Below are 12,100 nucleotides of genomic sequence, written 5' to 3' on the forward strand. Positions count from 1 at the left end.
GGTCTGCCCTATCGGGGCAGACTTTATTTGCGCCGCTTGCGCTCCACCTTGCGCTTCACCTTGGCAGCCTTGTGTTTGGACTTGGCCGCCTTCCGCTTCACCGTGCGGCCTGCCGGGCTGCGGCGGCCGCGCTGGCCTCCGCCTGCGGGTATCGGGACCTCTTCCAGCGCCAGCAGTTCCAGCTCCAGCCCGCCAGTGACAGGTGCCGCCTGAGTCAGCCGCACCGTCACACGCTGGCCGATAGTCAGGGTCATGCCGGTGTCCGCCCCTGTCAGCGTGCCGGACTGGGCGTCAAAGTGGAAGAACTCCCGTCCGATGGAGCGCACCGGCACCAGACCGTCAGCGCCGGTCTCGTCCAGCTTCACAAAGGCACCAAATCGGGCAATGCCGCTGATCCGGCCTTCGAACTCGTTGCCCACACGCTCGCTGAGGTAAGAGGCCAAATAACGGTCCGTGGTGTCCCGCTCCGCAATCATTGAGCGCCGCTCGGTATCCGAGATATGGGTTGCAGTATCTTCCAGCAGCTCGATCTGGGTCTCATCCAGCCCGTCGTCGCCCCAGCCGTGCGAGGAGACCAGCGAGCGGTGCACGATCAGGTCGGCATAACGGCGGATCGGCGAGGTGAAATGCGCGTAGTTCCTAAGCGCTAGGCCAAAGTGCCCGAAGTTCTCCGGGTTGTAATAGGCCTGCTGCATCGATCTCAGGGTGGAGATATTGATCAGTTCCGCATCGTCCGTTCCTGCCGCCTGGTTCAAAAGCGCATTCAAATGCCGGGTCTGCAGCACCTGCCCTTTGGCCAGGCTGAGGCCCGCCGCCTGCGCGGTCTCGCGCAAACTTTCCAGTTTCTCCTGTGCCGGCTCCTCGTGCACCCGGAACAGCAAGGGCGAGCGTTTCTTGATCAGCGTTTCAGCTGCGGCCACATTGGCGAGGATCATGAACTCCTCGATCAGCTTGTGCGCATCCAGCCGGTCACGGAAGGCAACCGAGGTCACGTTGCCATCCTCATCTAGCACGATCTTGCGTTCCGGCAGGTCCAGATCCAGAGGCTCGCGCGCGGCTCTTGCCTTTGTTAGAGCCTTGTATGCGGCAAACAGCGGCTGGATAACATCATCGAGCAGGGGTGCTGTCTTGTCGTTCGCATTGCCGTCCTGCGCCTCCTGCACTTCGGCGTAATTGAGTGAGGCTACAGACTGCATCAGCCCGCGCACGAATGTGTGGGCAATCTTGTTGCCCTCGGCGTCCACCTGCATCCGCACCGCGATACAGGCGCGCGGCACGCCTTCGTGCAAACTGCACAGGTCGCCCGACAACCGGTCCGGCAGCATCGGCACCACGCGGTCGGGGAAATAGCTGGAATTGCCGCGCTTCTTCGCCTCGCGGTCCAGCGCCGAGCCGGGGCGCACATAGGCGGCCACATCGGCAATCGCCACCCAGATCACATGGCCGCCCGGGTTTTTGGGATCGTCGTCGGCGTGGGCATAACACGCGTCGTCATGATCGCGCGCATCCGCCGGGTCGATGGTGACCAGCGGCAGTTCCCGCAGATCCTTGCGGCCCTTCAGGCCCGCGGGTTTTGCGGCATCAGCCTCTGCCATCACCGGATCGGGGAAATGGTCGGGAATGCCATGCTGGTGAATGGCGATGAGCGACACCGCCTTGGGGGCGGTCGGGTCGCCCAGCCGTTCCACGATACGCGCGCGCGGCAGGCCCATGCGGCCCTTGGGGCCTGCCTGCTCAGCCTCGACCAGTTCGCCGTCCTTGGCGCCATTGACCGCGTCCGGCGCCACCATCCACTCATTCGACGCGGCCTTGTCGATTGGAACAATCCGCCCGCCCTCGGAGCCTTTGCGGAAGATGCCCAGAACCCGCTTGGGGTTGGTGCCGATCCGGCGGATCAGCCGCGCCTCGTAATTGTGGTCCTGATCCGGGACCATCTGCAGCTTGGCCAGGATCTTATCGCCCTCGCCCAGTGCCGGGTCCGAGGGTTTGGTCAGGATCAGAATAATGGGTTCCACACCCTCGCCGTGCCATTCCAATGGACGTCCGTACAGGTCGCCATCCTCATTCGGCGCCTTTACCTGCAGGACCGTTACTGGCGGCAACTGGTCCGGGTCGCGGTAGGTCTTCTTGCGCTTCTGCAAATGCCCTTCGGCCTCCAGCTCCTTCAGGATGCGCTTGAGGTCGATGCGGTCGGCGCCCTTGATGCCAAAGGCCTTGGCAATGTCGCGCTTGGAGGTATGGGGCGGGTTGGCGGAGATCCAGTCGAGGATTTCGGCCTTGGAGGGAATGCGGCTCATACCTCCCGCCTAGCATGGCGCGGGGGCGGCGTCATTGTGAAAAGCGAAACGTCAGCGCCGCGGCAGGTCCGCCACGGTGTCGACGTCCTGCAGGGTATCGGTCAGCGCAATGCGCCAGCCGGGCAGGGTGTTCAGCGTATCGGCCAGCGCATGTTCGCTGGACCAGCGGACATTTTCGAACATGCCATGCGGAAGGCGGGTGGGGTGCTTGGCGCCCACCAGCCAATAACCGCCGTCCGCTGCCGGACCAAAAACCGCGTCATGACCGCCAAGGGCTGCAAAGGCGCGGGCGATATGGGCGCGGGTGATGCCGGGGATGTCGGCACCGATCAGGCAGACAGGCCCAGGAACGGCCCGCAGCATCCGCTTCATGCGTGCGCCCAGATCGCCTGGCCCTTGCGGCCAACGCGGCAAATCAGCAGGCCAGACCTTGGAGCGCACCGCCAGGTCTGGCGCCACCGCCAATACGATCTGCCAGCGCGGATCCCGCAAGGACCGGACCAACCGTGCGGACTGATGGCGGAACCACCAGGTGGCCGGGATCACGCCGATATCCCGTCCCAGCCGGGTCTTGACTCGTCCGGGACGAGGTTCCTTGACCATGATGATCAGGGTGCGTTTCACGTGAAATCACGCACCATGTCCCGATGATCGATACCGGCATCGTCATAGACTGGGCCAAAGGCGGTGAAGCCAAGCTTCTCATAGAACCCGAGCGCATGGATCTGCGCACCAAGTTTGGCCTTGGTTACCCCGGGACGCGCCCGGGCGGCATCCACTGCAGCTTCAATCAATTTGGCGCCAAGCCCGGTGCCGCGGGTCGAGGACAGCACGCAAACCCGGCCGATCTTGGCGGTGTTCCCATTGAACACAATCCGCGCCGTCCCAACCGGGACACCGTCCTGCAGCGCCAGAAGATGGGTGGCAGAGCCGTCCAGCGCGTCTTGCTCCTCCTCCACCGGCACCCCTTGCTCCTCCACGAACACTTGGTGGCGCAAGGCAAAGCATGTCTCTAGATCCTCGGTGACTGAAATGCTCAGACTCATGCGAAATAGTCCTGCAGGATGCGGGTATAGATGGCTTTCAGCTGGTGGATATGTGCGACCTCCACGCGCTCATCCACCTGGTGCATGGTCTTGCCAACCAGCCCGAACTCCACCACCGGGCAGTGGCTCTTGACGAACCGCGCATCCGAGGTGCCGCCAGTGGTCGACAGTTCCGGCTTGCGGCCGGTCTCCGCCTCGACCGCTTTTGAAACCAGATCCGAGAGCGCGCCCGGCGGGGTTATGAAGCTCTCACCTGAGATCTTCACCTTCATCCCGATATCAACGCCGAACTCCGCTGCTGCCTTGTCCGCCTCGCTTTGGAGCCAGTCCGTTAGGCCGGCACCTGTGTGGGCGTCGTTGAAACGGATATTCACGGCTGAAGTGGCCTGAGCCGGGATCACGTTGGTCGCGGTATTTCCGGTGTCGATAGTGACAACAGCCAGGGTGGAGGCGTCAAAGTGTTCAGTGCCTTGATCAAGCTCATGGCTCGCCAGCCGGTCCATCAGCCGCGCCATTGCGTTCAGCGGATTGTTGGCCCGGTGCGGGTAGGCCGAATGGCCCTGCACACCGGTCACCGTGAACCAGGCCGTCATCGACCCGCGGCGGCCGATCTTGATCATCTCGCCCATCTCATTGGGGCAGGTCGGTTCGCCCACAAGGCAGACCGACATCTGTTCACCTTCGCGGTCCATGTAATCCAGCAGCGCAGTGGTGCCGTCCACGGCAGGGCCTTCCTCGTCGCCGGTGATGGTCAGGATGATGGCACCCTCCGGCGGTGTGTGCCGCACAAAGTCCACGGCCGCCGCCGCAAAGGCCGCAACCCCCGATTTCATGTCGGTGGCGCCGCGCCCGTACATGAACCCGTCCTTCTCATCGGCGCCGAAGGGCGGCATGGTCCAGGCGGCCTCGTCCCCCAGCGGCACCACATCGGTGTGGCCGTTGAAGCCAAAAGTCTTGGCGTGGCCCTTGGCGCCCCAGCGGGCAAACAGGTTGCTGACCTCGCCACGGTCGGTGCGGGTGCAGGTGAATCCGGCCTCGCTCAGCAGTTTTTCCAGCAGCACCAATGCGCCGCCTTCCTTAGGCGTGACCGACGGGCAGCGGATCAGGTCGGCAGTCAGGCGGGCGGGATCGGTTTGCGGCATTGGCGGGCTCCTCAGGTTCCGGTTGCCACAGGCCTAGCGCGGAACGGAGCGCTGTGCAATTCGCAGGGAGGCCCGTAAATGTGGCGCAAAAGCAGCGGTTTCACGGCCCTGCAAAGGAGAGCCTGCCCAGTATCCGGGAATCATGTTAATGATTTGTTAATCATAATTAACCCGAGGCAGGGTATCCCGAGAGCAGCACCACCGTAACAGCGGGGCGCGCAGAACTGACTGGCGGCGGGTCCGCTGGCGACGCGGCAGTGGCAGCTGTCTGCGCGGGACGCTTGTCCGGATGGCGGGAGCAGGCGGCGCAATGGTCAGGGCACGAGAGCTTAATTACGATACCAATGCATCCGCATTGGAGATGGCAGACACCATCTTTGGTGACGGGATTACCGTTTTAGATGCCAGCTATACCGGTGACAGCCGTTCTTCAGCGATTTATTCCAACGGCGATGCGCTGGCACCCGGTGCGACACCCAGTGACACAGGCGTAATACTGTCGACGGGGCGCGCCGATCAGTTCACCAATTCGCGCGGCCAAGCCAATCAGGACACCAACCAATCCACCAACACCTGGGGGCCAAGCAACCAAGCCGATTTCAATGAAATCGCCGGCACCAGAACCTATGACGCCTCCTATCTGGATGTGAGCTTTATTCCGGATTCGCAGGTGATGACGCTGCAGTTTGTATTCTCTTCTGAGGAGTTTCCCGAATTTCAGAACTCCGTTTACCAGGACATGGTTGCGGTTTGGGTGAATGGCGAACCGGCCCAATTGGAAATTGCAGGCGGTGCCGCGAACCCGGCAAATGTAAGTGCCTCAATTAATGAGAACCTATATCTCGACAACACCAGCGATGATTTCAACACGGAGATGGACGGCCTGACGGTCACCATGACCCTGACGATGCGGGTGAACCCGGATCAGGTGAACAACATCCGGATCGGCATAGCCGACGTTGGCGACAGCAGCTATGACAGCAATCTCCTGATTGCAGGCAAGTCGGGACAGACCAATCTGATTGCCATTACAGACAAAGTGTTTGTAACGCCGGATGGCAGCAAGACCATCGAAATTCTGGAAAACGATATCAACATATGGGACGGCGGCACGGATGGAGCTGACGGCAGCACTCTGACCGTGACACACATCAACGGGGTTGCAGTCACCGCAGGGTCCGTAGTCACGCTGCCCTCAGGCCAGCAGGTGACGCTGAACGAAGATGGCACAATCACCCTGGCGGGTGACGGTGATACCGAGCATTTCAATTTCACTTATACAGTCAGCAACGGCACCATCAGCGACACCGGCTTTGTCAACGCAAGCTCAATCCCCTGTTTTGTGGCCGGAACTCTTATCCGCACTCCGCTCGGAGAAGTGCCGGTTGAGGATCTGATGCCAGGTGACCTGGTTGAAACCCGCGACGAGGGGGCCCAGCCGCTAAGCTGGACCGGTGGCCGCTCGGTTGCAGCTGTAGGGGATTTTGCACCAATTCGTATTGCTGCGGATACCTTTGGGCGGCATGGCGCGCTGCTGGTCTCGCCGCAGCACCGGGTGCTTGTGCGCGGGGCCCATGCTGAGCTGTTCTTCGGTGAAGAAGAGGTTCTGGTAGCGGCCAAGGATCTGGTGAACGGCCGCAGCGTTACCTGCTGTCCGGGCGGTGAGGTCACCTATGTGCACCTTATGTTCGATAGCCACCAAGTGATCTACTCGGAAGGATTGGAGACGGAAAGTTTCCTGCCGGGACCGCAGATCGTTAATCTTTTCGAACAGGCGGTGGCTGAGGAGATTTGCGCGCTGTTTCCCGAATTGGACCCGGAAACCGGCGCGGGCTACAGCGCTGCTGCCCGGCCTGCGCTTAAGTCTTATGAGGGCCAGCTTTTGGCCGCAACGCAGGCGGCCTGAGGAAGGTGTCCTGGTTTTCGGCCTCTGGCAGCGGGCTCGATTGGTGCAATACGCAGGCGCTGCGCTCTGGCGGGACAGCCGACGGAGACAGTTTGCTTGTGTGCGGCACAATCATGCTTGAATGCCACTTGCCGGAAATCACCCGTCCTGAGCCATTGCTCCTTTATTCCCAGGGCGGAGACTGGCCTCTGCGGCTGGCAATTCAGGCGGTTCCGGGCGGCGGTCTGAGTTTCGTTCTGGAGCAGTGCGGGGCCGTTCTGCATCAGACACTGAATCCGACCAGTTCTGGACGCGCCGGACGGTTGCGGCTGAGCTACGCCTGGGATGCCCCTGCAAGAACAGGGCAGCTGACATTGGAACAGCCGGATGGCGGGCAGATGCAGATTGCCGCGCTGGCGGATCCAAAACCTTGGCGGCTGCGTGATCTGCAGGCGCTGGCGGGGCCGCTGGGCTACAGGGGAGCTTCAGTGGAATATCTGGCCCTGTCCGCCAAGGTTGAGCCAGCTGGTCCAGCCCCCGGGCTGCTGCCAGCCACGCCAATTGCCGTACCGCAAGGCTACCGCGCACTGGGCTGCCTGAAACGGGGGGACCTGGTGCTGACCAGCGGCGGTGCGGCAGTACCCGTGCTGCAGGTGGTGGAGCGCCAGGTGCCTGCGCTGGGCTCCTTCGCTCCAGTGCGTCTCAGAGCACCGTACTTCGGATTGCTGCAAGACATTCAGGTCGCGCCGTTTCAACGGCTGGTATTGACCGGCTCAGAGGTCGAATACCTGTTTGGCAAGCCCGCGGTTCTGGTGCCAGCCGGCAATCTGCTGGGCACCGGCACCGCGCAGCCGGGCCAGGCTGGTGCGCCTCTGATAACCTATTGCCAGGCGGTCCTGCCGGACCATGAGCCGCTGATTGCTGCAGGGGCGATGACTGAAAGCCTGTACCTGGGCCGCTTGCGCCGCGACCCGCAGCGCCTGGCGGCCAGTCTTGTGGCGCCGCACGGTGCCGCTGCTCTTCCGGAACACCGGCAGCCGAAATTCCCGGTTCTGCGTGCCTTTGACGCTGCGGTGCTGGCTGACAGGCGGACGGCCTGACACAGTCTTTGACGCAATTTCTGCCTCTGCATCCTTGATGCTTGCGTGAAAACCGTGATCCGCCTAAGGACGTTAAAACCCTTTCAGAGGCCAATCCGAGCGTTTCCGTGCCGTATCTCCGCCTGATCTCAGCCGTCCTGTTTATGCTATGGGGGCAATTGCTTTCCGCGCAGGTGCTGACGGTCAATACCGTCACCCGGCCGCCCTTTTCAATGGTGGAAGAGGGGCGCGACACCGGCTTCTCACTGGAATTGTTCAAAATCTTGGCAGAGCGGCTGGATTTGGACTACCGCGTCAGCCGCGCTGACAGCTTTTCGGACATGCTGGAAGGCGTGCGGAGCGGAGAGGCCGATCTGGCAGCCGCCAATATCTCGATCACCGCCTCGCGGGAGATCGAAATGGATTTCAGCCACCCGATTTTTGAAAGCGGTTTGCAGATCATGGTGCAGGCTGATGACGTCCGCGAGCCATCGCTGCTGCGGGCGATCATGTCCTGGGACCTGGCAGCGGCGATCGGGATCGCCTTTCTGCTGCTGTTTGGCGGCGGCATGATGATGTGGACGTTCGAACGCCGCGCACAGCCCTATTTCGACCGCCCTCTGAAAGAGGCATGGTTCCCCTCTTTCTGGTGGGCGCTGAACCTTGTGGTGAATGGCGGCTTCGAGGAACGGGTGCCGCGCACACCCATTGGCCGGATGTTCGGCGTGGTGCTGGTGGTATCTTCGCTGTTCATCGTCTCAATCTTCGTCGCCAAGATCACAGCGGTTATGACAGTGGAGGCAATCACCGGCTCAGTGAACTCCGTGAATGACCTCTATGGCAGATCCGTCGGCACCATCGGCGGCTCCACAGCCGCCGGTTTCCTGGACCGGCGCGAGATCGACTATGCTGCCTTCTCCGGATTGGAGGAGATGCTGGCTGCCTTTGAAGCGGGGGAGATCAAGGCCGTAGTCTTTGATGCGCCGGTACTGAATTTCTACGTGCAGCAAGGCGGCCATCAATACGGCCACACCATCGGCCAGCCGTTCCTGCGGGAAAACTACGGGCTGGTGTTCCCGGCCGGCTCGCCGCTGGTGGAAGAGGTCAACCAGGCGCTTTTGACGATGCAGGAGGACGGCAGCTATGACGCCCTCTACCGCAAATGGTTCGGCAGCCAGAACTGAAGTTAGTGAAAAACAGGCTCTTCACCGTCAAAGAACGGGGTCATTTGAGCGACAATCACCGCGTTTTCCTCCAGTGCCCGCTGCATCAGATCGCGTTCCTCATCGCCGATTTCATGGCCTTCGGCCTCGCGCTCTTCCAGCGTACCGTATCCGGTCACGTCCAGCGGTGCAGTATCGGCTTGCTTTAGGATCGCCACTGTTTCCCGCACCGCCTCGGCTTCATCAATACCGGAGGCATAGATCATCAGCGCAGCGCCGGTGGCGCCGTCGGGCAGGCCGTCCCCCTCCTTGCGTCCGATCTGGACAAGCAGGGTATAGACTTGCTGGCGGGAGGGTTTCTTCTTTTCCATGCCGCCGCCATAGCGTCGGGGCAGGGGGATGGTCAATCCATTTGACACACCGGTACCGGAGTGATGAGCAATCAACTGAAGGCTTGCGGCGGTTTGCAGCCGGGCTCTATGTCTAAGCTTGTTGAATTGAACCCCGAGGATGCCCGATGCGTTTTTCCGCCCTGACTGCCCAGCCGGTGCCCTGGAAAAACGGCGGCGGCATTACCCGCGAACTGGCCGTGCACGAAGAAGACGGCCAAATTGTCTGGCGTCTCAGCCTGGCAGAAATTGAGCGAAGCGGCCCGTTTTCAGCCTTTTCAGGATACGCCCGCATTCATTGCATCGTCGAAGGCGCCGGCCACACCCTGTCGGATGGGCACATCCGGCTGGAGGCCCGGCCGCTGAAACCGGTGTCTTTTGATGGCGGGCTGGCATTGGATTGCCGACTGCGCGATGGCGTCTGCAAGGCGTTCAATGTGATTTATGATCCGAACCGTGTCACGGCAAAGGCGGAAATTCTGAGTGGAGGTGCCGTGCGTGACTGTGAGGGCATCCAAGCCTTCTTTGTGGTTTCCGGCAGTCTGGAGATGCACGGCCAGGGACGTTTTCTCCCAGGCGAGGGTGTTACAGCAAAAGGTGCCGCCACCGGAGAGGTTTCCGATGGCGGCGCGGTTATCCATGTGCAGTTTTTGCCGGTTTAGAGACTATTCAGCAGCTCTTTGATGGCTGTCTGATATCCCGCAACCACAGTGTCGCGGGCAATGTGGCGGCCCTGCTGCACTACGTGGCGGCCTGCGCTCCAGACGTCTGTTACGGTGTCATCGCCCGCGGCAAAACACAGACCGTCCAGCAACTGCTCCGGCTTCAGCGCGCAGAGGGCGGGCACTGTGCTGTCTATCGCCACCAGATCTGCCAGCGCGCCTTCCTCGATCCGCCCGGCATCGCGTCCCAAAGCCTGCGCACCGCTTTTCGCCGCGCCTAGGTACAACGTTTCGCCCACCGAGCCCTCACCCGGCACCAGCACATTGCGCGCCAGGTCCCTCAGCCGCTGGGAATATTCCAGCGTTCGCAGTTCCTCTGGCAGCGATATACGCACGTTTGAGTCTGAACCAACCCCAAATGCCCCGTTATGCGCCAGGTATTCCACCCCGTTGAACGGCCCGTCGCCCAGGTTCGCCTCTGTGATCGGACAGAGACCTGCAACGGCACCGGACCGCGCCATGGCGATAGTTTCGGTGCTGGTCATGTGGGTGGCGTGGATCAGGCACCATTTGCCATCCACGGGCGCGTTTTCCAGCAGCCATTCCACTGGCCGCGCCCCCAGCCAATCGCTGATATCGGCCACTTCCTTGGGCTGCTCTGCGATGTGGATATGCACCGGCAGCCCGTCCTGGATCTGCAGCACTTCCGCCAGATCCTTGGGGCAGGTAGCACGCAGCGAATGCGGCGCAATGCCGACACAGGCATCCGCGGGCAGATCGCGCGCTGCAATCCCGCGGGCGCGGCTGACGAGATCAGAAAAGTCCGCCACGGAGTTGCCAAACCTCTGCTGACCACCGCTCAACTCCTGCTTGCCGGCACCGCCATAGGTGTAAAGCACCGGCAGGTGCGTCAGGCCGATGCCTGTCTGGCTGGCCGCCGCAAACACCCGCTCGCTCAGCTCTGTCACCGACGTAAAACGCGCACCGCCGGGCTGGTGGTGGACGTAGTGGAACTCGCCGACAGATGCATACCCTGCCTCCAGCATTTCCATGAACACCAGTGCGGCGATGGCCTCATACTGCTCAGGCGTGATGCGGTCCATGAAGCGGTACATCAGCTCGCGCCAGGTCCAGAAGCTGTCCTTGCCGGCCGCGCGGTATTCGGTCATGCCCGCCATCGCGCGCTGGAAGCTGTGTGAGTGCAGGTTGCCCAGCGATGGCAGCAGCACATCCGCCCGCGCGTCCCCGGGTTGCGGCCCGGCACCGGTTTCCAATGCGGTGATCCGGCCGCTATCAACTGTCAGCCGGAGGTTCTCAGCCCATCCCTGGGGCAGGCGGGCGCGCTGGGCGAAAATGGTTTGCATCTGACTCTCTTATGTGTAGATGTAATATCATTAGCGCCAGGTTTATTGCGCGGCAAGGGTTTTGAACAGAAGGGGCGCTGCCCCTCGGCCTAGCAACATCACACAGGGACATTTATGTGCCAGAAGAATACAGGATCTAGGTTTCATCTGGCTGAAAATATCCTGGGGTTTGGGGTAAAGCCCCAATGAAAAACGCGCCCGGATGGGGCGCGTTTTGTCTTGTCAGCTATGAGGTGCGGATCAGTCGCGCAGCAGCTCGTTGATGCCGGTCTTGGAACGGGTCTTCTCATCAACGCGCTTCACGATCACCGCGCAGTAGAGGCTGATGTTGTTCTTGGACGGCATCGAACCCGCCACCACAACCGAGTAGGGCGGCACTTCGCCGTACATCACTTCGCCGGTTTCGCGGTCGACGATCTTGGTCGATTTGCCGATGAACACACCCATGCCCAGGACAGAGCCTTCGCGCACGATGCAGCCTTCGACCACCTCGGAACGGGCGCCGATGAAGCAGTTGTCTTCAATGATAGTGGGGCCGGCCTGCATCGGCTCAAGCACACCGCCGATGCCGACGCCGCCCGACAGGTGCACGTTCTTGCCGATCTGAGCGCAGGAGCCGACGGTGGCCCAGGTGTCGACCATGGTGCCTTCGTCGACATAGGCGCCAAGGTTCACGAAGGAGGGCATCAGCACCGCGCCCGGCGCGATATAGGCGGATTTGCGGACCACGCAGTTCGGCACCGCGCGGAAGCCTGCGGATTTCCAGTCGGCCTCGCCCCAGCCGTTGAACTTGCTGTCGACCTTGTCCCACCAGCCGCCGGCCTGCGGGCCGCCTTCGTGGATTTCCATGTCCTTGATGCGGAAGCCCAGCAGCACGGCCTTCTTGGCCCACTGGTTCACATGCCAGTCGCCGCTGTCCAGTTTCTCGGCCACCCGCAGCCTGCCTGAGTCAAGCTCGTTCAGGGTGTCTTCGATCGCTTCTCGCTGTTCGCCGGTGGTGGCGGGGGTGATGGTGTCGCGCGCCTCCCAGGCGGCTTCGATTGCTGCTTCCAGCTGGGCGTTGGACATGGATG

11 protein-coding genes are annotated in these 12,100 nt (G+C 61.8%); 4 read left to right on the plus strand and 7 right to left on the minus strand.

Translation table 11 applies throughout. The features are described 5' to 3' along the window. Nucleotides 1-23 precede the first annotated feature (23 nt). From rnr to dapE, 4 genes are read right to left on the minus strand one after another with little or no spacing between them, the layout of a single operon-like run. Nucleotides 24-2,297, minus strand: coding sequence for a ribonuclease R (rnr, locus tag RA21_RS07950; protein ID WP_039147663.1), 2,274 nt, complete (start codon nucleotides 2,295-2,297; stop codon nucleotides 24-26). A gap of 51 nt (nucleotides 2,298-2,348) precedes the next feature. Next, nucleotides 2,349-2,921 carry a TIGR04282 family arsenosugar biosynthesis glycosyltransferase gene (locus RA21_RS07955; protein WP_039147665.1) on the minus strand — a complete coding sequence of 191 codons (573 nt, stop codon included), beginning with the start codon at nucleotides 2,919-2,921 and terminating at the stop codon, nucleotides 2,349-2,351. Next, the gene (locus RA21_RS07960) at nucleotides 2,918-3,343 is read right to left on the minus strand and encodes a GNAT family N-acetyltransferase (RefSeq protein WP_019295187.1); all 426 of its coding nucleotides are present in this window, start codon (nucleotides 3,341-3,343) and stop codon (nucleotides 2,918-2,920) included. The genes RA21_RS07955 and RA21_RS07960 overlap by 4 nt, the downstream gene beginning before the upstream one ends. Next, on the minus strand, nucleotides 3,340-4,485 hold the full coding sequence (gene dapE, locus RA21_RS07965) for a succinyl-diaminopimelate desuccinylase (RefSeq protein WP_039147666.1): 1,146 nt from the start codon (nucleotides 4,483-4,485) through the stop codon (nucleotides 3,340-3,342). Before dapE ends, RA21_RS07960 begins: the two co-directional genes overlap by 4 nt. 310 nt (nucleotides 4,486-4,795) lie before the next feature. On the opposite strand from dapE, the gene RA21_RS07970 reads away from it, so the two are divergent. The 3 genes from RA21_RS07970 to RA21_RS07980 all read left to right on the plus strand — a co-directional run bounded on the left by RA21_RS07970 (nucleotide 4,796) and on the right by RA21_RS07980 (nucleotide 8,633). Continuing rightward, nucleotides 4,796-6,391 (plus strand): Hint domain-containing protein, encoded by a 1,596-nt coding sequence (locus tag RA21_RS07970; RefSeq protein WP_039147827.1) that lies wholly within the window; start codon nucleotides 4,796-4,798, stop codon nucleotides 6,389-6,391. A gap of 155 nt (nucleotides 6,392-6,546) precedes the next feature. Then, nucleotides 6,547-7,470 carry a Hint domain-containing protein gene (locus tag RA21_RS07975; RefSeq protein WP_241483483.1) on the plus strand — a complete coding sequence of 308 codons (924 nt, stop codon included), beginning with the start codon at nucleotides 6,547-6,549 and terminating at the stop codon, nucleotides 7,468-7,470. Nucleotides 7,471-7,613: 143 nt separating this feature from the next. After that, nucleotides 7,614-8,633: a transporter substrate-binding domain-containing protein gene (locus RA21_RS07980; RefSeq protein ID WP_039172367.1), complete on the plus strand. Its 1,020-nt coding sequence runs from the start codon at nucleotides 7,614-7,616 to the stop codon at nucleotides 8,631-8,633. Nucleotides 8,634-8,635: 2 nt separating this feature from the next. Here RA21_RS07980 and RA21_RS07985 read toward each other — a convergent pair whose 3' ends face one another. Further along, nucleotides 8,636-8,983, minus strand: a complete 348-nt coding sequence (locus RA21_RS07985; protein ID WP_029204715.1) for a hypothetical protein — start codon at nucleotides 8,981-8,983, stop codon at nucleotides 8,636-8,638. Nucleotides 8,984-9,129: 146 nt separating this feature from the next. On the opposite strand from RA21_RS07985, the gene RA21_RS07990 reads away from it, so the two are divergent. Continuing rightward, complete coding sequence (locus tag RA21_RS07990; protein ID WP_039147670.1) at nucleotides 9,130-9,663, plus strand: HutD/Ves family protein; 534 nt, start codon at nucleotides 9,130-9,132, stop codon at nucleotides 9,661-9,663. Here RA21_RS07990 and RA21_RS07995 read toward each other — a convergent pair. Both RA21_RS07995 and dapD read right to left on the minus strand, forming a co-directional pair. Next, nucleotides 9,660-11,027: a formimidoylglutamate deiminase gene (locus RA21_RS07995; RefSeq protein WP_039147671.1), complete on the minus strand. Its 1,368-nt coding sequence runs from the start codon at nucleotides 11,025-11,027 to the stop codon at nucleotides 9,660-9,662. The genes RA21_RS07990 and RA21_RS07995 overlap by 4 nt on opposite strands. Before the next feature lie 240 nt (nucleotides 11,028-11,267). Beyond that, a complete protein-coding gene (dapD, locus tag RA21_RS08000) occupies nucleotides 11,268-12,095 on the minus strand; it encodes a 2,3,4,5-tetrahydropyridine-2,6-dicarboxylate N-succinyltransferase (RefSeq protein ID WP_039147673.1) in 828 nt (275 codons plus the stop codon). Between the last annotated feature and the right edge of the window lie 5 nt (nucleotides 12,096-12,100).

The sequence above is a fragment of the Leisingera sp. ANG-DT genome (genome assembly GCF_000813785.1).
Lineage (GTDB): Bacteria > Pseudomonadota > Alphaproteobacteria > Rhodobacterales > Rhodobacteraceae > Leisingera.

Excerpts from the sequence above, each read along its gene's own strand:
- RA21_RS07995 (WP_039147671.1), bottom strand. The coding sequence starts at position 11,027 with ATGCAAACCATTTTCGCCCAGCGCGCCCGCCTGCCCCAGGGATGGGCT.
- RA21_RS07985 (WP_029204715.1), bottom strand. The coding sequence starts at position 8,983 with ATGGAAAAGAAGAAACCCTCCCGCCAGCAAGTCTATACCCTGCTTGTC.
- RA21_RS07990 (WP_039147670.1), top strand. The coding sequence starts at position 9,130 with ATGCGTTTTTCCGCCCTGACTGCCCAGCCGGTGCCCTGGAAAAACGGC.
- dapD (WP_039147673.1), bottom strand. The coding sequence starts at position 12,095 with ATGTCCAACGCCCAGCTGGAAGCAGCAATCGAAGCCGCCTGGGAGGCG.
- RA21_RS07980 (WP_039172367.1), top strand. The coding sequence starts at position 7,614 with ATGCTATGGGGGCAATTGCTTTCCGCGCAGGTGCTGACGGTCAATACC.
- RA21_RS07960 (WP_019295187.1), bottom strand. The coding sequence starts at position 3,343 with ATGAGTCTGAGCATTTCAGTCACCGAGGATCTAGAGACATGCTTTGCC.
- rnr (WP_039147663.1), bottom strand. The coding sequence starts at position 2,297 with ATGAGCCGCATTCCCTCCAAGGCCGAAATCCTCGACTGGATCTCCGCC.
- RA21_RS07970 (WP_039147827.1), top strand. The coding sequence starts at position 4,796 with ATGGTCAGGGCACGAGAGCTTAATTACGATACCAATGCATCCGCATTG.
- dapE (WP_039147666.1), bottom strand. The coding sequence starts at position 4,485 with ATGCCGCAAACCGATCCCGCCCGCCTGACTGCCGACCTGATCCGCTGC.